General features: G+C 65.1%; 17 protein-coding genes and 1 other annotated feature. Of the genes, 8 read left to right on the plus strand and 9 right to left on the minus strand.

The window, feature by feature from the left end; all coding sequences use genetic code 11:
- Positions 1 to 254: a sequence feature (16S ribosomal RNA rRNA prediction is too short), on the minus strand.
- Between the two features lie 702 nt (positions 255 to 956).
- The 3 genes from rpsN to rpmB are packed head-to-tail and all read right to left on the minus strand — an operon-like array spanning position 957 to position 1,670.
- Positions 957 to 1,262: a 30S ribosomal protein S14 gene (gene rpsN, locus ACP4XC_RS00005; RefSeq protein WP_427172835.1), complete on the minus strand. Its 306-nt coding sequence runs from the start codon at positions 1,260 to 1,262 to the stop codon at positions 957 to 959.
- A gap of 4 nt (positions 1,263 to 1,266) precedes the next feature.
- A complete protein-coding gene (gene rpmG, locus ACP4XC_RS00010; RefSeq protein WP_011693743.1) occupies positions 1,267 to 1,434 on the minus strand; it encodes a 50S ribosomal protein L33 in 168 nt (55 codons plus the stop codon).
- Positions 1,434 to 1,670, minus strand: coding sequence for a 50S ribosomal protein L28 (gene rpmB / locus ACP4XC_RS00015; protein WP_011693744.1), 237 nt, complete (start codon positions 1,668 to 1,670; stop codon positions 1,434 to 1,436). The genes rpmG and rpmB overlap by 1 nt, the downstream gene beginning before the upstream one ends.
- Positions 1,671 to 2,176: 506 nt before the next feature.
- Between rpmB and ACP4XC_RS00020 the strand changes: the two genes are divergently transcribed.
- The 3 genes from ACP4XC_RS00020 to ACP4XC_RS00030 are packed head-to-tail and all read left to right on the plus strand — an operon-like array spanning position 2,177 to position 4,948.
- Complete coding sequence (locus tag ACP4XC_RS00020) at positions 2,177 to 3,613, plus strand: ferredoxin reductase family protein (RefSeq protein WP_427172836.1); 1,437 nt, start codon at positions 2,177 to 2,179, stop codon at positions 3,611 to 3,613.
- Positions 3,610 to 4,149: an FMN-binding protein gene (locus ACP4XC_RS00025; RefSeq protein ID WP_427172837.1), complete on the plus strand. Its 540-nt coding sequence runs from the start codon at positions 3,610 to 3,612 to the stop codon at positions 4,147 to 4,149. The genes ACP4XC_RS00020 and ACP4XC_RS00025 overlap by 4 nt, the downstream gene beginning before the upstream one ends.
- 40 nt (positions 4,150 to 4,189) lie before the next feature.
- Entirely contained in the window at positions 4,190 to 4,948 is a 759-nt protein-coding gene (locus ACP4XC_RS00030; RefSeq protein ID WP_427174968.1) for an FAD:protein FMN transferase, read from the plus strand.
- Positions 4,949 to 4,980: 32 nt separating this feature from the next.
- Here the strand turns inward: ACP4XC_RS00030 and ACP4XC_RS00035 are convergent, their stop codons facing one another.
- Both ACP4XC_RS00035 and ACP4XC_RS00040 read right to left on the minus strand, forming a co-directional pair.
- Positions 4,981 to 5,742, minus strand: coding sequence for an SGNH/GDSL hydrolase family protein (locus tag ACP4XC_RS00035; protein ID WP_427172838.1), 762 nt, complete (start codon positions 5,740 to 5,742; stop codon positions 4,981 to 4,983).
- 41 nt (positions 5,743 to 5,783) lie between these two features.
- Positions 5,784 to 6,263, minus strand: coding sequence for a MarR family winged helix-turn-helix transcriptional regulator (locus ACP4XC_RS00040; RefSeq protein WP_427172839.1), 480 nt, complete (start codon positions 6,261 to 6,263; stop codon positions 5,784 to 5,786).
- Between the two features lie 116 nt (positions 6,264 to 6,379).
- Between ACP4XC_RS00040 and ACP4XC_RS00045 the strand changes: the two genes are divergently transcribed.
- The gene (locus tag ACP4XC_RS00045) at positions 6,380 to 6,667 is read left to right on the plus strand and encodes a YciI family protein (RefSeq protein WP_427172840.1); all 288 of its coding nucleotides are present in this window, start codon (positions 6,380 to 6,382) and stop codon (positions 6,665 to 6,667) included.
- Positions 6,668 to 6,682: 15 nt separating this feature from the next.
- Here ACP4XC_RS00045 and ACP4XC_RS00050 read toward each other — a convergent pair whose 3' ends face one another.
- The gene (locus ACP4XC_RS00050) at positions 6,683 to 7,549 is read right to left on the minus strand and encodes an SGNH/GDSL hydrolase family protein (RefSeq protein WP_427172841.1); all 867 of its coding nucleotides are present in this window, start codon (positions 7,547 to 7,549) and stop codon (positions 6,683 to 6,685) included.
- A gap of 200 nt (positions 7,550 to 7,749) precedes the next feature.
- Between ACP4XC_RS00050 and ACP4XC_RS00055 the strand changes: the two genes are divergently transcribed.
- Positions 7,750 to 9,702 carry an MFS transporter gene (locus tag ACP4XC_RS00055; RefSeq protein ID WP_427172842.1) on the plus strand — a complete coding sequence of 651 codons (1,953 nt, stop codon included), beginning with the start codon at positions 7,750 to 7,752 and terminating at the stop codon, positions 9,700 to 9,702.
- Positions 9,699 to 10,244 carry a TetR/AcrR family transcriptional regulator gene (locus tag ACP4XC_RS00060; protein ID WP_427172843.1) on the plus strand — a complete coding sequence of 182 codons (546 nt, stop codon included), beginning with the start codon at positions 9,699 to 9,701 and terminating at the stop codon, positions 10,242 to 10,244. The genes ACP4XC_RS00055 and ACP4XC_RS00060 overlap by 4 nt, the downstream gene beginning before the upstream one ends.
- Here ACP4XC_RS00060 and ACP4XC_RS00065 read toward each other — a convergent pair.
- The 3 genes from ACP4XC_RS00065 to ACP4XC_RS00075 are packed head-to-tail and all read right to left on the minus strand — an operon-like array spanning position 10,241 to position 16,007.
- Positions 10,241 to 13,705, minus strand: coding sequence for an ATP-binding protein (locus ACP4XC_RS00065; RefSeq protein ID WP_427172844.1), 3,465 nt, complete (start codon positions 13,703 to 13,705; stop codon positions 10,241 to 10,243). The genes ACP4XC_RS00060 and ACP4XC_RS00065 overlap by 4 nt on opposite strands.
- On the minus strand, positions 13,702 to 14,556 hold the full coding sequence (locus tag ACP4XC_RS00070; RefSeq protein WP_427172845.1) for a DUF4194 domain-containing protein: 855 nt from the start codon (positions 14,554 to 14,556) through the stop codon (positions 13,702 to 13,704). The genes ACP4XC_RS00065 and ACP4XC_RS00070 overlap by 4 nt, the downstream gene beginning before the upstream one ends.
- Before the next feature lie 2 nt (positions 14,557 to 14,558).
- Positions 14,559 to 16,007, minus strand: coding sequence for a DUF3375 family protein (locus tag ACP4XC_RS00075; RefSeq protein ID WP_427172846.1), 1,449 nt, complete (start codon positions 16,005 to 16,007; stop codon positions 14,559 to 14,561).
- Positions 16,008 to 16,346: 339 nt separating this feature from the next.
- On the opposite strand from ACP4XC_RS00075, the gene ACP4XC_RS00080 reads away from it, so the two are divergent.
- A complete protein-coding gene (locus ACP4XC_RS00080; RefSeq protein WP_427172847.1) occupies positions 16,347 to 16,649 on the plus strand; it encodes a hypothetical protein in 303 nt (100 codons plus the stop codon).
- 65 nt (positions 16,650 to 16,714) lie between these two features.
- The gene (locus tag ACP4XC_RS00085) at positions 16,715 to 18,700 is read left to right on the plus strand and encodes an acyl-CoA dehydrogenase family protein (RefSeq protein WP_427172848.1); all 1,986 of its coding nucleotides are present in this window, start codon (positions 16,715 to 16,717) and stop codon (positions 18,698 to 18,700) included.
- The last annotated feature ends 127 nt before the right edge of the window (positions 18,701 to 18,827 follow it).

An 18,827-nucleotide genomic window follows, 5' to 3' on the forward strand; every position in this document is an offset into this window, starting at 1 on the left:
CTCACCAACAAGCTGATAGGCCGCGAGTCCATCCAAAACCACAAAAAGCTTTCCACCCCCCACCATGCGATGAGGAGTCATATCCGGTATTAGACCCAGTTTCCCAGGCTTATCCCAGAGTTAAGGGCAGGTTACTCACGTGTTACTCACCCGTTCGCCACTAATCCCCCCACAAGTGAGGTTCATCGTTCGACTTGCATGTGTTAAGCACGCCGCCAGCGTTCATCCTGAGCCAGGATCAAACTCTCCGTTGAAGTAAAACAAAAACGAACACAACCACCAACCCCCGGGAAAACGGGAGAAAACGGCTGCAAAATTTGAAACCAGCTGTAAAAACCAGACCACACCACGGGGTGGCGGATCCAGTCAATTCAACCAATCCATATAAATAAATTGGTATCAACAAACTTGGCACACTATTGAGTTCTCAAACAACAGACACACCCGGCACCACCACAACCACACGGTCGCGGATCGCTCCGGAGCAACTTCCCAAACTTACCCGACTCATCCAGCCTTTGCAAACCGGCGTTTCCGTCGATTCCCAACTCAACAAGAGGGCCCCCACCCGGTTTCGGCACACACAAAGTGCGCCGTTTTTCAGGCTGTTCAGCAAGGGGGTCGGTCGCTATCTTTCCGCTTCAGCGGCGGCGACTCGAATTACTTTACACACTCCCAGCACCCCGCGCAAATCGAACCGAACACCCGTCCCCAACAGCCAAAGACCGCGCCAGCCCGGGCAAAATCACGTCCGGACAGCCCGCAACCCACGCCGGCTCCGAAACGCGACCTTTGTGCGCTGCGTCACCGAGCGGCGACCCGCGGCAGACTCCCCGTGCGCGGGCGCCAAGGAGAATCTGGATTCATACGGAGACGAAAAAAGGGCCGGCAACCAATGGTTGCCAGCCCTTTCAAGCCGCTGGAATCAGCTGTGCATAACTAACTGCAGCGCTGAATTACCAGGAAGACTTCGTGATGCCCGGGAGCTCACCGCGGTGAGCCATGTCGCGGAAGCGAACACGGGAGATACCGAACTTCTGGAAGGTACCGCGGGGACGGCCGTCGATGATGTCGCGGTTACGCAGACGTACCGGGGAGGCGTTGCGGGGAAGCTTCTGCAGGCCAAGGCGGGCAGCTTCGCGGGCTTCGTCGGTGGAGTTGGGATCAACCAGCGCCTTCTTCAGTTCGAGGCGCTTTGCAGCATAACGCTCGACGATGACTTTACGCTCTTCGTTCTTAGCGATCATTGACTTCTTAGCCATGTGTTTAGCGCTCCTCTCGGAATTCGACGTGCTTGCGGATGCGGGGGTCGTACTTCTTCAGAACCATACGGTCCGGGTCGTTACGACGGTTCTTGCGCGTCACGTAGGTGTAACCCGTGCCCGCGGTCGACTTGAGCTTGATGATCGGACGTACGTCTTTGTCCTTAGCCATTAGAGCTTCACTCCTCGTGCCAGGATGGCGGCTACGACTACGTCGATACCGCGTACGTCGATGGTCTTGATGCCACGTGCAGAGACCTGCAGGGTGACGTTACGGCGCAGGGACGGAACCCAGTAGCGCTTCTTCTGAATGTTCGGGTCGAACCGGCGCTTGTTGCGGCGGTGCGAGTGCGAAATGCTGTGTCCAAAGCCCGGCTCGGCTCCGGTCACCTGGCAGTGTGCTGCCATGACGACTCTCCTCTAAAAATAAATGAAACGGTTGGCGGAGTTCCCGCATACCGTGCGACAGGCGGCGTCCGCATCCAGCCACCGTCAGTGTCCGGTAGGTCCGCAGGCTGAAAAGAGGCGACGAAAAGCCGGCTATTTTCCGCACTGCGGCGAAGACTGTTGGCCACGGGTACGTGCGGCGTCAACCTTTCGGAAGTCCACTGCAAAGTACCGGGATGCTGGGCGAATACAGGAGTGCACGCAACTTGAGCCCCTAACTACCGGCCGGCGCGACCGTCGATTTCTCAGACAAATCCTGCCAACCGGAGCAATTGCGCACGCTCCGCGCCACCTAGCGCCTCCCAAGTCTACGAGCTTGGGCAATTAAAGGCCAATCCTTTAGCCGGCAACCCTGCCCGGGGGTGTATAAGCGCCCCTCACCGGCGAAGCTGCAGTCCCCCTGAAGTCACAACGGCGCTGAAGTCTTTTCACAGCAGAATGAAAGGGAGCGCCCGGACACTGGACCCATGAACACACAACTCCTGACGGCCTTACCCCCTGGCCAGCGTCAACTCCCCGACGCCAAGAACCCATTCAGGGGACAGCACCTCAAACGACTCTTACGGGCCGACCTCCTCACGGTAATTGCGTGGGCGTCGGTGGCCGCGGCCGTGGCGCTGTGGCTGGCCGACGGCGGCGCCAGCGGCTTCTCGACGTTGGCTGGATCGCTTACGGCACTGGGAATCGTCGCCGGGCTGACGGGCATGGACCTCGTGCTCCTTATGCTGCTGCTGGCCGCCCGCCTTCCGTTCATCGACGGTGCCGTCGGGCATGACCGTGCCTTGGAGTTCCACCGGAAACTGGGGAAGCCCTCCCTTTACCTCCTGCTGGCCCACGGGGTGCTCATCGCGATCGGCTACGGAATGAACGACGGGCTGGACCCCGTCAGCGAGGCCGTCAACCTGTGGGTCCAGGTCCCCGATATGTGGTTGGCCTATGTGGGAATGGCATTGTTCATCGCCGTCGTCGTTACATCCCTGGTGGCAGTCCGGCGTCGTTTTCCCTATGAGTTCTGGTACGCCGTCCACCTCCTCACCTATGCCGCAGTGCTGACTTCGATTCCGCACCAGTTCAGCGTGGGAGGCCTCTTCGCCGCCGGCACGTGGCAGCGGTGGTACTGGCTGGCCGCCTGCATCGGCACCGGAGCAGCACTCCTTCACTACCGGGTTATCGAGCCCATCGTGGCCACGACCCGGCACAAGTTGACCGTCAGCCGAGTGGTGCGGGAAGCCCCGGGCGTGGTCAGCATCGAAATGACCGGGCGCCACCTGAACGAACTCACGGGCGCCGGCGGCAGATTCTTCATCTGGCGGTTCCTCGCCCCTGGAATGTGGTGGCACCCGCACCCGTTCAGCCTCTCAGCGGAGCCCGTCCAGCTCGGCGCCGGCGGCTCCTTGCGGGTCACCGTCCGCAACCTCGGCAAGGGATCGGCCCAGTTGGCCCGGCTGAAACGCGGCACAAAGGTTGCCGTCGAGGGCCCTTACGGCCTCTTCAGCACCGCGGCCCGGAGCCGCAAGCAGGTGGTGATGATCGGCGCCGGCATCGGGATCACCCCTATCCGGGCCCTGCTGGAAAGCACCCCCTTCGGCCCCGGCGACGCCACCGTGATCCTTCGGGGCCACAGCGAAAAGGAGCTCTACCTGGGCCAGGAGGTCATGGACCTCTGCCGGCGCCGGGGAGCGACGTTATTCCACCTCACCGGACGACGCCCGGAAGGCGTGCAGACCTGGTTGCCTGCCGAGGCCGCCCGTTCCGGATACCGGCTGGCGAGCTACGCGCCAAATATCACCGAGGCCGACGTCTATGTCTGTGGACCGGCGACCTGGGCCCAAAACGTCCTTGCAGACGCACGTTCAGCGGGCGTGCGGGAAGAACAGCTTCACTACGAAAGGTTTGACTGGTGAGAATTCGCGCAGCAGTTTCAGCAACTTTGGCCTCCGCAGGGATCCTCCTGGTGGGATGGCAGTCCGGGAGCCACGTGACCGAGACGGCAAGTACGTCCATCGGGACCTCTGCCGGGACCGCCGGCGGTTCGGGCGCCGCAGGAAGCACGTCCGGGAACGCCTCCGGCGGAAGCACCTCGGGATCGGCTTCTGGTAGCGGGACCTCGGGAACCACCGGTTCAACAGGAACCACTGACTCCACAGCCTCCGCCGCGACTGGGAGCGGGACCTTCTCCGGCTCCGTGGCGCAGACCCGATTCGGCAATGTCCAGGTGCAGATCTCCGTCAGTGGCGGAAAAATCACCGAAGTGACCGCCCTCCAGCTCACGGATGAAGACCGCCGGTCCGTTGCCATCAGCAACCGGGCGGCCCCACTGCTGCGATCGGAAGTGTTGCAGGCCCAGTCCGCCAATGTTCAGACCATCAGCGGCGCCACGATCACAAGTGACGCGTACCTGAGTTCACTCCAGGCAGCCATAGATGCAGCCCATCTCTGAGCTTCCGCGGCCCGCGCTTCATGCCCGGACCTTCACGTGCATGGGCACGGTCATCAGCCTGACCCTTCCGCTCCAGGCGGGCGGACACCGTCCGGTGGAGGACGAACATCGTGCCGCCACGGCCGTCGTCGAACAGCTTTTCGCCGGGCTGGACGAAATCTTCAGTCTCTACCGTCCGGAGTCCGAGGCGAGCCGGCTGGCGCGCGGCGAGATCACCTTGAGGGACGCGTCGGCGGTAATGCGCCGCCTCTACGCCGAGGCCGCCAATTGGCGGCTTGAGACCGAGGGGGCCTTCAACCCCGAACGGCCCGACGGCGTCTTGGACCTCTCCGGAATCGTCAAGGGGTACGCCATCCAGGAGGCGGGCACGTCGTTGCTGGCCCTTGGGCTGGACGACTGGTGCCTGAACGCCGGCGGGGACGTGCTGGTGAACGGCTCACCGCTCCCGGGCACCGGGAGTTCCTGGCAGGCCGGGATTGTGGATCCGGGCGATCGGCGCACCCTCATTGCGGGCCACCCCATCGGAGGACCGTCCAGCAGGAGGGCGCTGGCCACCTCAGGATCAGCGGAGCGCGGAGACCACATTTGGGCCGCCCGATCCGGCGGCGCATTGCCCGCCGTGGAGTTCACCCAGGTATCGGTGGCCGCTGCGGACATTGTCACCGCGGATGTGTTGGCGACCGCGATTGTGGCCGGCGGACTGACTATGCTGGACCGGGCCGCGGACGGCTGGGATATTGACGTTCTGGCAGTGCGGTCGGGTGGCGAATTGCTCGCGACGCCTGGCTTCCGGCACTAGTTGGGCGGCAGTTACCGAAGCCGCGTCCCGGCTCAGAGCCGGGTGAGCTGGGCGAACCGCGGCTTGAGGCCGTCCCCCGAGGACTTGCCGGTGACACGGCGAACCACCCACGGTCCCGCGAAATCCTTCACCCAGCGTGCGTTGGCGCGCATGGCCTCGCGGCGGCTGAGTTCGGGCACGGGGGTCATGGGCGGGAGCTCGATCGAGTGGTCATGTTCCAGCACCGTAAGTACCCGCTTGGCCATATTCGCGTGGCCGGCGGCGGACATGTGCATGCGGTCCTTGGCCCACATTCCCCAGTCGTAATATTCGCTGAAGCGCCAGTAGTCCACGAGGAGCGCACCGTGGTCTCCCGCGATGCCGCGCACCAGCTCGTTGTAGATGGCGGTGCGTCCACGCATGGTGCCGAACACCTTGGAGCCGCGCGCGTCAAAGCCCGTGAACATCACCACGGTGGCGCCGGTGGCCCTGAGCTTGCGGATGCCCGCGTCGTACTCCACCAATAGATCATCGATGTCCACCTTGGGGCGGAATATATCGTTTGCTCCGGCGTAGATGGTCACCAGCGTGGGTTTGAGCTCGACGGCGGCATCCACCTGCTCTGCCATGATCTGGCGCAGTTTTCTGCCGCGGATGGCGAGGTTGGCGTAGCCGAAGGCGGGGTCCGCTGCGCCGAGCTGTTCAGCTACCCGGTCGGCCCAGCCCCGCACACCGTTGGGACGGGCCGGATCATCGTCGCCGACGCCTTCCGTAAACGAATCTCCCAGAGCAACATAGCGGGCCGCAAAATCCATGGCCATAGTCTGTCACCTGTTGCCGGAAGCAACAAAGCGGCTCAGTGTTCGCGAAGGATCCAGTGATCAGGATCCAGACGGCCCACAATCTTCTCGCCGATGCGGGCCAGGTCGGCGACGTCACGCTCGGACAGGCCGTCAAGGAGCAGCGAGCGGACAGCCTGCACATGGCCCGGAGCCAACTCCACGATCATCGCCATCCCGGCGTCCGTGAGATGCGCGGTGGTGACCCGCGCATCCCGGGGATGCGGGCGGCGCTCCACCCACCCCCTGTTCTGCAGTTTGGTCACCACGTGAGACAACCGGGAAAGCGAGGCGCTGGTCCGCGCAGCAAGTTCGCTCATGGGCAGGAACCGCCCCTCGGCCTCGGAGAGCATGGCCAGCACGTTGTAGTCGAAAAGCGAAAGCTTCCCGGCGGCATACAGCTTGGTGTCCAGCGCCGCAGGCAACAGCGTGTTGATGCTCAGCTGGGCCAGCCAGGCACGGCGTTCGTCGGCGTTGAGCCAGCGCGGTTCGGTCATGACTACATCCTAGGAGAAGAAATGCTTGATATTTCAAGCCATGCGGCCAAAGTCTGTTCCTGAAACGGCGTACAGGAAGCCGGACCGCTAGACCGGCCAGGCGGTAGGCTGACCGTATGTACGTAGTCTCCCTGACCTACAAGGTTCCCGAAGAGATTGTGGATTTCCACCTCAAAGCGCACGTCGCCTGGCTGCAGGATGCCTTTGACCAGGGTGTCTTCATCGTTGCCGGACGCAAGATCCCGCGCACTGGTGCCCTGCTGCTGTCGAACGCGGACCGTGCACTGCTGGATGCGGCGTTGGTCAAGGACCCGTTCTACGTCAACGGCGTGGCCGAATTCGAGGTCATGGAATTCCATGCCAACCGGGTGGCACCGGGCTACGAAAATCTGTTGGACAGCTGACGCTCTGACAACCAGCTAGGAACCTCCGGAGCCGGGGCGGTTCCCCCGTACCGCGGAGGACTTTTTCACCAGCTTCTTCAAGCCGCCCTTCCGCGGCACCTTCACAGGCTCCGGCCAGCGCGGTGTGAGCGCGTCCCCCAGCGTGACGCCGCGCAACTTGCGCCCGAAAAGCGGCAGGACCCAGTCGTGCACCCAGCGGCGTTGCTTGCGCTCCCACTCGCGCAGACTCAGTTTTGCGGGCGGTTCCCAGTCCAGGGGACTGATCTTGTGCGGAACGCCCAGTTGATCCAGGACCTGGCTGGCAAGGTACTTGTGTCCGGCCTTGGACATGTGCAGCCTGTCCGCATCCCACATGCGGCGGTCATGGAATGCATCGAGAGCCCAGTAGTCCACCAGTACGGCGCCGTATTTCTCGGCAATCATGCGGACCCGGCGGTTGTAGAGGGTGTTGCGCTTTTTCAGCGGCTCCAGGACCGCAGACACCTTGACGTCGAACCCGGTGAACAGCACCAGCGTGGCGCCGGTTGCGGCCAGCCGCGCCACAAGCGCTTCGTATTCAGCCATCAGGGCGCCCGTATCGGTCCCGAAGTCGAGAATGTCGTTGCCGCCGGCGTACAGCGTGATCAGCGCGGGTTCCATGGCGACCGCCGGCTCCAGCTGCTCGTCAATGATGTGGCGCAGTCTCTTGCTGCGGATGGCGAGGTTGGCGTACTCCCAGCCGGGTTGGGCCTTGGCCAGCTTCTCGGCCACCCGGTCCGCCCATCCGCGCACCCCGTTGGGCAGGTTTTTACTTCGGTCCCCCACTCCTTCGGTGAACGAATCCCCTAAGGCGACATAGCGCCGTCGCCCATTGCGGCCCGGAAGCAAAGGAAGATCACCCATCCCGGCGAGGCTACCCAGTCCAGGAGGCCGGCAGGGAACGGACCGGTGAACAGGAGCCAACAACCGGAGCGGTGCCGCAGTGACCATCAACACCGCGGCGATTCTTGCCGCGCGGGGGTGAACAGTGGTTCACTTCTTCGAGAGTAAACACGCGTTCACCTCCGTGTGGAGCGCCCGCCCCGCTGTCAGAAGGCACCCCAGTGACCCATAAAACCACCAGTTCCCCTTCCCCCGGCGCCATCACCGCGGTCTTGGCGCTCAGCGGCACCGTCGTGGCGCTCATGCAGACCCTCGTGGTCCCCCTGCTGCCGGACTTCCCGAAGATTCTCGGCGTCACGCCCGACGACGCCTCCTGGCTGGTGACCGCGACCCTGCTCTCCAGCGCCGTTGCCACGCCAATCGTTTCCCGCAGCGCTGACATGTACGGGAAACGGAAGATGATGGTGGTGTGCCTGGCCATCATGGTGGCCGGCTCCGTTCTGGCGGCCCTGGGCGGCAGCTTTCTCTGGCTGATCATCGGGCGGGCCATGCAGGGCTTCTCCTCGGCCCTGATTCCCGTGGGCATCAGCATCATGCGGGACGAGCTGCCCAAGGAAAAGATGGGCTCCGCCGTGGCGCTGATGAGTGCCACGCTGGGCATCGGCAGCGCACTGGGACTGCCGCTGGCCGGAGTCCTTTACGAAAGCCTGGGCTGGGAATCGATCTTCTGGGTCGCCGCCGGCGCCGGCGCCGTGCTGCTTCTGGCCGTGGTGCTCGTGGTGCCGGAGTCCAAGGTGCGCACCCCGGGCCGATTCGACTACCTCGGCGCCGTTGTCCTTTCCGCCGCGCTGGGATCCCTGCTGCTCGCCATTTCGAAGGGCGGCTCCTGGGGCTGGGGGTCCGAACAGGTCCTGTTGCTGTTCCTGGCCGCCGGGCTGCTCCTCGCCGCCTGGGTGCCGTACGAGCTCAAGGTCCGCCAGCCCATGGTGGACCTGCGCACCTCCGCGCGCCGGCCCGTACTCCTGACCAACCTGGCCTCGCTGCTGATCGGCTTTGCCATGTTCGCCAACATGCTCCTCACCACCCAACAGCTCCAGCTGCCCACGTCCACGGGATACGGATTCCAGCTGAGCGTCATCACCGCCGGCCTGTGCATGGTCCCGTCCGGACTGGCCATGGTGGTGTTCGCCCCCGTCTCCGGCGGCATCATCCGCCGCTTCGGTGGAAAACCTGCGTTGATAGCGGGAGCCGCAGTCATGATTGCCGGATACGTGGGGCGCGTTTTCTTTTGGGATTCGATCGCCGCAGTCATCATCGGTTCCACGGTGGTGAGCATCGGCACGGCTATCGCGTACGCCGCCATGCCCACACTGATCATGGGCGCGGTGCCCATCACCGAGACGGCGTCCGCCAACGGCCTCAACAGCCTGGTGCGCTCGATCGGAACCTCCACGTCGAGCGCCGCGGTGGCCGCCGTCCTCACATCGGTGACGGTAACGCTGGGAAGCGCGCACCTGCCCTCCTTCGAGGCGTTCAAGGACGTTTTCTGGATGGCCGCCCTCGCCTCGTCCGCATCCATTCTGGCTGCCGTCTTCATTCCGCGCGCGGCCGTCGTCCGCGAAGCGCCCGTCACCGCGCCGGCCGCCAACGAGCTCGTGGTGCAGGGCCGCGTTCTGACGGCGGATCATCGACCCCTGACTCCCGCCGTCGTCACCGTCCTGCAGACTACCGGCGAGCCGGTCGATTGGAGCCGGGTGGAGAGCGACGGCAGCTACTCTGTGGCGCTGCCCGGCGCAGGAAAATACCTGATGGTGGCCAACGCCGCGGGCTGGGCACCGATGGCGGAGGTGTTCGATTTCGACGGCCGAACGCTCCAGCAGAACTTCCACCTGGACACCCGGCTCGAGCTGGGCGGCGTGGCCACCGCGGACGGCATACCCCTTCCGGGTGCCGTGGTCACGCTGCTACAGACGTCCGGGGAGCATGTGGCCACCACCCGGACGGGCCTGGACGGCCGGTACTCGCTGCCGTTGCCCGTGGCGGGCCGCTACATTGTGACGTTGCTGCACCCGACCACGCATCAGGCCGTGGCGCGGAAACTAACGGTGGACAACCGGCCGCTGATGGTGGACCTGGAGCTGGACACCCGCGCCGGCAGGCTGGTGGGCGCGTGAGCAGCCCCAGCCGCGAGGCCGTCCTGGATTCCGCCGGACGGCTGTTCGGGGAGCGGGGCTACCGTGCCGTGACCGTCCGTGACATCGCCGCCGGCGCCGGCGTCTCGGCGGCACTGGTCATGAAGCTCTACGGCAGCAAGGAAAAGCTCTTCGCCGCCGCCCAGCCGGACGAATCGCTACTGGGCGAACTCGACGTGCCGGCGTCCGAACTGGGCGCAACGCTGGTCTTCCGGGTGCTGATGCGGCGGGAACGCGGGTTGAAAGAGCCCTGGGCCATGCTCCCGTTCGCCATCCAGGACTCCCCTGCGCCGGAATCAGCGCGCGCCGAGACGCGCGAACGCTACCTCGCCAGCATTGCTGGCCTGATCAAGGACACCACGCCGGATCGACGCCACGCGTCCATGGTGGTGGCGTTGATGACCGGCTTCGGCGAGGCCGTCCGCACGCTCGGCTTGTTCGAGGGCTGGGATTTTGACCAACTGGTGGCGCGCTACGGGGCGATTGTCCAGGCCCAGATCAACGTGTGCGCCGCTGATAGCTAGCGCAGCACGATGTCCACCGGGTTTGCCTCGGACCGCCACGCGCCCTGGATGCCGGGCCTGGGCCCGATCACGGGGGACGTGAGCACGCCGGAACGGTTGGTGCGCTTGTCCCGCAGTATCTCCGTGACGGAGCCGAGGTGCCGGGACAGGTCGATCACGTTCTCCGGCGCCGCCAGGAGCAGTTGGAAGCCGAACTCGTGCAGCGCCTTGATGCCCGCACCCGCAAATTCCTCCGAGGCCAGGACGAACGCCTCGTCCATCATCACAGTCCCGTAGGTGGTGAAGCCCTGCTCCGCGATGCCCAGCTGGTAGCTGAGTGCCGCGGCCATGATGAACGCCGTGAACCGCTGCCGCTCACCGCCGGACATGGAACCCGTGTCCGCGTGCATAAAGACCTCGGTCCGGTTGCGGCTTTCCTTGCCCGGGACCGGGTCAACCACCTTGCGGTGCTCCTTGCACTGGATGAACAGGTGCCCGCGGACGTCCAGCACCTCGGCGCGCCAGCGCCGGTCCTCCGGCGTCTGTGAACCCAAACGCTTGACTAGCGTCTCGAGCGACTTGTAGCGGTTGGTGAGCTCCGCGTCGTCGTCGGTCTCCGGCGCGTTGGACGCGGACGCCTTGCCCGCCCGGGAATGCCTGGGTTTGAGCGCATTCTGGATGGCGTCCTTGAACTGCTTGGCAGTGGGAGTCAGCGTCTGTTTGATGTCCAGTTCCAAGAAGCTTCCCTCGTGGAAATTGACGTCGGACAAGATGCCGTTCAACGGCAGGATCCTACTCGTGATGGTGCGGCGTTCCTCGTCCAGGAGGTGCAGCAGGGTACTGAAGGACTCGTGGGTCCGCTGGTTGAAGAACTGCCGGAACTCCGCTTCCTGCGCCGGCAGTCCGTCGCTGACGATCGCGTGGTACCGGGCCTCGAACTCGCCAGCCGCGCCGATGGACGTGCCGTGGTCCGCGGAAACGCCGGCCCCCCACTCCCTCACGAAACCCTCGAAAATGCGGGTGAGCCGCTCCGAAGTGGCCTGTCCTCGCGATTCAGCCGCGTGCAGCTCGCCGAGCAGCCGGGTCCGCACCTGGTTCGCAAGGTTGTCCAGCTCGTGCATCTCCAGGACCTCGCCGAACCCGGTGAAGTATGGCGCCAATGCGGAGACCGTGGAGTCCGACGGCGGCGCCTGGCTGAGCCGTGTGCGCGCGGCATCCAGCAGCGAGCCGGCTGCCGTCAGCCTGGCGTCCAGCGTCTTGTACTCGCTCTGCAGAACGGCGGCGGCCTCGGTGCTGGACTGGTGCTTCTGCCGAACAACCTCGATGTTCGTCCGCAGCGGTTCAAGGTCCTTCTGCGCTGCGAGGGCGTCCTCGAGCCGCCGCTCGATCCTGGCGAGCTCGTCCGCCGCCACCACGGCCGAGACCTGTTCCCAGGGCCGGTGGTCCTCGGCGATCCGGCGCAGGGCCTCAAGCTGCCGGGTCATCCCCTGGTGCGATTCCTCCCGGGACTGCGCCAGTTCGGCTGCCTTGGCCAGCTCCCGTTGGAGTTCCTCCACCTGGGCGGCCACGAGGTCCAGCTTGGCGGCGTTGTCAAAGCCAAGGATGTAATCCTGGCCGCTGGTGAAGCGGTCATCCTTCTCCACGGTGTGGCGGTTGCGCTTGACCACCCCGCCCAGGCTCAGTCCTTTGTCCAGCCGCGCCAGCTCGTCAGGATCCTCCACGCAGGGGTAGGCGAAATCCAGGGCGATCCGCTCGCGGATCCACTCCCCGGCCTCGGCCACCGGCCCGGAGGCGAGAATCTCCAGCTTGGTCAGCAGGTCGCCGTCGGCCACGTCCTGCAGGGCCAGCGCACCGCCCGAGAGGGGTTTGGACACGTCCACCGCGCGGAGGGCTCCGCGGATGGTGTTGTCATTGAGGTAGCGGGTGACCGCGCGGAAGTGCTCCGCGGGAACCAGCAGCGTGGTGGCCAGGTTTCGCAGCGCGCGCTCGGCGGCCGGCCGCCACTGTTCCGCACCCTCCGCGAGGTCGATCAGTTCCCCGCCAAAGGGCATCCGCTCTTCGGGGACACCCGTCGCGGCGCAGATGGCCGCACGGTTTTCAATGCTCGACGGCGGCAGCAGGGACTTGCGGGTCTTCAGCGAAACAAGCTCCTGCTGGGCGGCGGCGAGCTCGCGTTTGCGGGTGGCGTGGCCGTCGAACGCCTCGAAGCGGAGCTCCTGCAGCGCCTCGGAATCGTCCTTCAGCTCTGCGGACCGGGCAGCGGCCTGCTCGTGGGCCTGCTCCCACCCTGCGGCCGTCCATTCGAGCTCCAATCCGGCGTCGGACAGGGCCTCGTGGGCTGATGCCTCCACCTGCTGGCGCAGCTTGAGCCCCACCCGGGCATTCTCGAGCGACTGCTCAATCGCGGAGATCGCGTTGCCGCCCTGGTTGTTGTAGTCCGCCTCGAGCTGGCGCAGTTCCTTGGCCAGCCCGTCCCGGACCGCCCGTTCGGCACCGAGTTCCTTGGCCTTTGCCTGGGCAAGGTCCTTGATTCGCGCCAGGGTCTTTGTGTGGACCGTGACGGCCAACTGCTGGCGGTAGGCCTCGAACTCCTCGCCGGCAAGCTCCCGCAGCAGGTTCGCATCCAGCAGGGACTGGGCATACTCCTTGTTCAGGCCGGGGACCGGAGCAAGCTGATCGCGCTGCTGCCTGACGTCCTCAAGGCGTTGCCGGATGGACATGAGGTTGCTGAATTCCTCGACGACATCGTCCGCGGCGGACAGGGTGGCCGGGGCATCCAGCACCTGGTCGCGAAAGAACGTGTTGACGCTTCCCCCCAGACCCTTGCCGGCCTGGATCACGCGAAGCAGCGGCAGCGCCTGGTCCGAGTTGATCCCCAGCAACCGGCGGAACCGCTCGGCGAACGCCTTGTGGACGTCGAAGATCTGGGCGTCCGGGAAGATGTCATCCAGGGCGGCCTTGGTGAAGCGCTTCTCGGCGATGCCTTCAATGGCCGCCAGGTCCAGCGGCCGGTTGTCGATCATGTAGAAACGGCCCACGCTGGATTCCGTGCCGTTCTTCGGCAGGTCGAACAGCGCCGAGACAGTCACCTTGGTGCCGGCGGCGTTGTCGAAGGTCAGCGCAACGGCGGACCAGGTGGCACCGGGGCGCTGGAAGGCACTCGCCGAGCCCTCGCCTACGGCTTTGTCACCCACCTTGCCGCGCATGTACGTGAACGTGGTCCGCTTGTCCTCCACGGCGCCGCCGGAGCGTTGGGCCGCCGCTTCGTTGGAACGGGGGCGCGCGTCGAAAACGCGCAGCATCGCGTCAAAGAGCGTGGACTTGCCGACGCCCGAATTGCCCGTCAGGAGCGTGCCGTTTCGGTCCACACGCATGGTGTGGGCGCCGTGGAAGGTGCCCCAGTTGACCACTTGGACGAGCGCAAGGCGCATCTGGCCCGGGTTGGTCAGCTCGCCTATCGGCAGCATGGTTGCGATGCTCACTTGGTTGCCTCCACTTCGTCAGTTTGGTCGCCTTCCGCGGCGCCACCGCTGCTGTCGGTCACCGAATCATCGTCTTCACTGTCGTCATCGGAGCGAACGGTGTCCTCGCCGTCGAGTTCGATCAGGGGTTCCGTGCCGGACTGGTCCGCGGTTGCTGCCACAAGGGCTTCGATCTGGGCCGGGATATCACCGATGTTGTCAAAGGGGAGGGCCAGCGGGAGCGCGTTCGAAACGGTGTAGACGTCGTCCAGGCCGGTGGCGAGGAGGAGTTGACGGGCCAGGAGCTTGGTGATGGCACGGTTCACGACGTCGGAATCCCGCAAGGCGTCCTGCTGGCCGGACGGCTGGTAGTGGGCCACGAGTTCCGCGATTTCCTCGCGCGTGATGGTGGGGTCGGTCTGGGCAGTGACGTGACGGTCCAGAAGCAGCCTCAGGCGCAGAAGCACGATGGTTTCGACCCGGCTCAAGGCCCGCTGTTGGCGCAGGATGCTGGAGCGGGTACTCCCGCCGATGGACTCGGGGTCCACCGGGCGCAGCACCGCAATCTTTCGTTCGTGGTCCAGCTGCAGCGTCAGGAAAAGCTCGGAGAGGCGGCTGCGCAGGATTATTTGATTGTCCAGCAGCGTGGTCCAGAGCTTTTCGTCGCGGCCACCGTCGATGTACGGGCCCTTGAGCAGTTTCACGAGGGCCTGGCGGACCTTCATGGACAGCACCCCGGTATCTCCGGGAAACAACGCCGCGCCGTCCACGAAGGTGTCCCGCGGTGTGACTGCAAGGGGACGCCCAGCACCGGACGCCGACCCCGGGGCAGCGGTCACTGGATCGGTCGTCGTCGTAATCTCTTCAGTCATCTTCAGTCCTTCTTGAGCGTGACCACCGGCAGGTACGCCGTGCGGGTGGTTCCGTCTATCTGTTCGAAGTCCACGGCTTCCCAGCCGTCCCGGTCGAAGCCGGCCCCGTCGTGGAGCGCGTGCGTCAGCAGGGCACGGATCGAGTTGATGTGGCGTTCCTCCGGAGGAAGCTGGCTCCACGCCTCCCCGAGGGTGGAGGCCCCGGCTGCCGCGGCGCGGATGGCCTCGGGTTTCGCCTTCCCGGTCCGCGGCGAGCGCACGCGGTCCGAGTCGCTGAAGGCAATGGGGTCGGCCAGTTTAGGCGGGGCGGCGAACTCGTCGGGATCGAAGAGCTTGACCATGGCAAGGGACTCAAAGCCGGCGTTGAAGAGCACGGGACCGTGGACCAGGCCGGGGCGCTCGCGCTCGTAAGGGAGCCCACGGATGGCTTGCTCGGCCTCCCGCAGTACCTTGCGGAGCCGCACCGACTGACGGAAGTCATCGCTCTGGACATAGGTGTTCAGGCTTTCACTGAGCTTGCCGTAAATCCTCTGGATCTGGCTGTGTTGGGTCCGCAGCTCGGCCACGAGGTTCTTTAATGTCTCGCGGTCCTCCTGGCTGAGGTCGTCCGCGAACTGGCGGCCAAGCACCTCGCCGATCGCGGAACGGAAACGCAGCTGCTGCTGGGGGTCCTCCAGAAATGCGGCGAAAGAACGGAAGGTCCTGCCCTCGGGGCTCTGCCGCAGTCGTTTGTCCGCCTCCAGCACCTGCGCCATGGTGGCACCCTTGCTGAGGGATTCCTCGATGATCTGGTTACGGAGCTCGCCCACCAGGTCTTCTATTCGGTCACGCATTTTCTTGTAATCGGCCGGCAGGCTTGCGGCGAGGTCCAGGATGTTGCCGGCGGCCTCAACCGCTTGGTCGTCGTCCAGGAGTCCGTCAAAATCCCCGGAGCTGATGTCCTGGATCAGCCGCCGGCGCTCGTCGATCTCCTCTTCCAAGGACTCGAGCCGGGCGCTCTGGTCCGGGTTGGTCTCGTTGGCAAGCTTCTCAACGTCGCCCAGCAGCGTACCGAGCCTGGAGCCGTTGAGAGTGGAGCGTTCGCTGGAGAGGCTGTCCAGGAAGGCGAGGACGCGGGCGGCAGGCTCGGTGACTTCGTAGACGATCTGGCCGGAGTGGTTGCGGCGGGTCAGGAAGCTTTTGCGGGTCCACTCATCACCAAAGCTTTTTCCGTTGGCCGAACCGCCCAGCCCTGGCTCCTGACGGCGGAGCTGCTCGAGGAAGGCATCGACGTCGGCGTGGAATTCCTCCAGCGGCAGCTGCGGCCGTGTTCGGGTGAACGAGGCCTGGAGCACGGCAATGACCCAGGGAGCGGACCGCGTAAGCGACCAGGCGGGCCCCTTGGTGAGCAGTTCGAGATCTCGGAGCCGGGCGCTGATGGCGTCCGCGGAGGACAGGGCGGAGCGGGGCACGCACTCTCCTTCAGCTGCTTTGGGAATGTTGGGCAGCGGAAAACCCGGAAACTGCCAACTACAAGGTTAACGTAGAGCCCTGCGAAGGATTGCGGCCGCAGTTACGCGAGCGAACCGTGGGGCGGTAACGACCCCGGATTGCCGCCCAAGCGTGTTACGCATGTGACAGGTGAGGTTTCCGCGACCACAACGTGACCTACGCGCCGGTAGCATTTCGATCCCATATCAACAGCCCCGCCACGGCCGCGCGACTCTGGTTCAGGAGCCACCGGCACCCTACGCTCGTGCTACTTGATGCAGCCAACTTGATGGAACCAGCGCAATGATGCAGGGGGAAACATGGAGTTTGATCTCAGTGCAGTGGAAACGGCCACCATGGTGTTTATCGGCACCTTGGTGTTTGCCCTTGTCATCGCGGTCTTTGTGATGGCGGCGGCCTTTATCGCCATGGCACTCGTGGGGGTGGGCAGGCTGGCCTGGTTCATCATTGCGGGCGTCCTCCTTGGTCTCATCCACGGCATCAACCACGCTTGGGGCCGCCTGGTGCACCACGCCTCCACGGTGGAGCTTCCGGCGGACTTTCCAGGGCAGCCATCCCCTAGCACCGGAACCTACCCGCGGGTAGCATTGAGGGATAGCTGAAGGGTTCTCCACCCCCGGCGGACCCAGGGCTCGGACCGGTTGCCCCCGGTTAGAGGAGATGCCCCGTGAGCTCCGCCACTGACAGTCCTGCAACCGACGTCCCAGTCGCTCCGGAAAAGATCGGGCCCGAGGCCACCGCCGCCGATGCCCGAGCCATTGCCGAGGCCGCCCGAGAGACGGAATGGGAACGGCCCAGCTTTGCCAAGGGCCTGTACCTTGGCAACTTCGACCTCAGCCTGATTCACCCGTGGCCTGAAGCCAACGCGGACGACGTTGAGCGCGGCGAGGCATTCATGGCGGAGCTGACGGAATTCTGCAGGACCATGTCCGGCCGGCTGATCGAGCGCGAGGCGAAAATCCCCGATGACTACATCGCCGGCCTGGCGGAGCGGGGGGTCTTCGGCATGAAGATCCCGCTGGAGTATGGCGGCCTGGGACTTTCCCTCGTGTACTACGGCAGGGCGCTTGCCCTGTTGGGTTCGGTGCATCCAAGCCTCGGAGCCCTGCTGTCCGCCCACCAGTCAATCGGGGTGCCTGAGCCGGTGAAGGTGTTCGGCACCTCCGAACAAAAGCGCGAGTATCTGCCACGCTGCGCCGCCGGCGCCATCACGGCGTTCCTTTTGACGGAGCCGGACGTCGGCAGTGACCCCGCGCGGATGGGAAGCACCGCCGTTCCCACGGACGACGGCGAGTCGTACGTCCTGGACGGCGTGAAACTGTGGACCACCAATGGCGTGATTGCCGAGATTGTGGTGGTGATGGCGCTTGTCCCCCGGCACACCGGCACCGATGGCACCGTTCACAAGGGGGGCATCACCGCGTTTGTGGTGGAGATGGACTCCCCGGGCATCACGGTGGAGAACCGCAATCAGTTCATGGGGCTGCGCGGCATCGAGAACGGCGTGACGCGCTTCCATCAGGTCAGGGTTCCGGCGGCGAACCGGCTGGGCCGCGAGGGGCAGGGCTTGAAGATTGCGCTCACCACCCTTAATACCGGAAGACTGTCGCTCCCGGCGCTCTGCGTCGCCACCGGCCGTTGGAGCCTGAAGATCGCCCGCGAGTGGTCCAACGCACGCACCCAGTGGGGCCGGCCGGTGGGCGAGCACGAGGCCGTGGGCAAGAAAATCGCCTTCATCGCGGCCACGGCCTTCGCCCTCGATGCCGTGTTTGAGCTGTCCGCCGAGATGGCCGACGCCGGGCAGAAGGACGTCCGCATCGAGGCGGCCCTGGCCAAGCTGTGGTCCACGGAAATCAGCTACCGGATCGCGGACGAGCTGGTGCAGATCCGCGGCGGCCGCGGTTTTGAAACGGCCGATTCCCTAGAGGCCCGTGGTGAGCGGGCTGTCCCGGCCGAACAGCAGCTCAGGGATCTCAGGATCAATCGGATCTTCGAAGGATCCTCGGAAATCATGAAGCTCCTCATCGCCCGGGAGGCCGTGGACGCACACCTGGCCGCCGCCGGGGATCTTGCGTCGGCGGAGGCGAGCCTGTCAGATAAGGCGAAGGCCGCCGTCGGCGCGTCCGGCTTCTACGCGAAGTGGCTGCCCAAGCTGGTGGCGGGCGCCGGCATGGACCCGCGGTCCTACGCAGACTTCGGCCGGCTCGCCAAGCAGCTGCGGTTCGTGGAGCGGACCTCCCGCCGGCTGGCCCGGCAGACCTTCTACGGCATGGGCCGATGGCAGGCCAAGCTCGAACACAAGCAGGCCTTCCTGGGCCGGATCGTGGACATCGGCGCTGAACTGTTCGCGATGGCTGCCTGCTGCTCGCGGGCGGAGATGATGCTCCACACCGCGCCCGAACAGGCCGCCGCCGCGTACGAGCTCGCAGAGGCCTATTGTGAACAGGCGCGGGTCCGGGTGGACGAATATTTCGACCAGCTGTGGAGGAACACCGACGACGGCGACCGTGACTTGTCCAGGAAGGTCCTCGCCGGCGACTACACCTGGCTCGAACAGGGCGTCCTCGACCAGTCGGAAGACACCGGTCCGTGGATCGCGGACGCCACTCCCAGGGCGTCGGAGAAGCCCGACCTGCACCGGCGTTACCGCTGATTCGGGGCCCGCTGCGCCTCGCCAAAAATACTAAGCACCCTTGCTACCTGTGGTGTGCCGTGGTTAGGTGGAGATGAGATCTCCTTGGAGTCTCCGCATTTCGGTGGCCGGCTCACATCATGAGTCG

The sequence above is a fragment of the Arthrobacter sp. 92 genome (assembly GCF_050260325.1).
Lineage (GTDB): Bacteria > Actinomycetota > Actinomycetes > Actinomycetales > Micrococcaceae > Arthrobacter.

Bases quoted from the DNA above. Each gene is read 5' to 3' on its own strand.
- rpmG (WP_011693743.1), bottom strand. From the start codon at position 1,434: ATGGCTAAGGACAAAGACGTACGTCCGATCATCAAGCTCAAGTCGACC.
- ACP4XC_RS00040 (WP_427172839.1), bottom strand. From the start codon at position 6,263: ATGACCGAACCGCGCTGGCTCAACGCCGACGAACGCCGTGCCTGGCTG.
- ACP4XC_RS00070 (WP_427172845.1), bottom strand. From the start codon at position 14,556: ATGACTGAAGAGATTACGACGACGACCGATCCAGTGACCGCTGCCCCG.
- rpmB (WP_011693744.1), bottom strand. From the start codon at position 1,670: ATGGCAGCACACTGCCAGGTGACCGGAGCCGAGCCGGGCTTTGGACAC.
- rpsN (WP_427172835.1), bottom strand. From the start codon at position 1,262: ATGGCTAAGAAGTCAATGATCGCTAAGAACGAAGAGCGTAAAGTCATC.
- ACP4XC_RS00020 (WP_427172836.1), top strand. From the start codon at position 2,177: ATGAACACACAACTCCTGACGGCCTTACCCCCTGGCCAGCGTCAACTC.
- ACP4XC_RS00050 (WP_427172841.1), bottom strand. From the start codon at position 7,549: ATGGGTGATCTTCCTTTGCTTCCGGGCCGCAATGGGCGACGGCGCTAT.
- ACP4XC_RS00045 (WP_427172840.1), top strand. From the start codon at position 6,380: ATGTACGTAGTCTCCCTGACCTACAAGGTTCCCGAAGAGATTGTGGAT.
- ACP4XC_RS00030 (WP_427174968.1), top strand. From the start codon at position 4,190: ATGGGCACGGTCATCAGCCTGACCCTTCCGCTCCAGGCGGGCGGACAC.
- ACP4XC_RS00035 (WP_427172838.1), bottom strand. From the start codon at position 5,742: ATGGATTTTGCGGCCCGCTATGTTGCTCTGGGAGATTCGTTTACGGAA.
- ACP4XC_RS00080 (WP_427172847.1), top strand. From the start codon at position 16,347: ATGGAGTTTGATCTCAGTGCAGTGGAAACGGCCACCATGGTGTTTATC.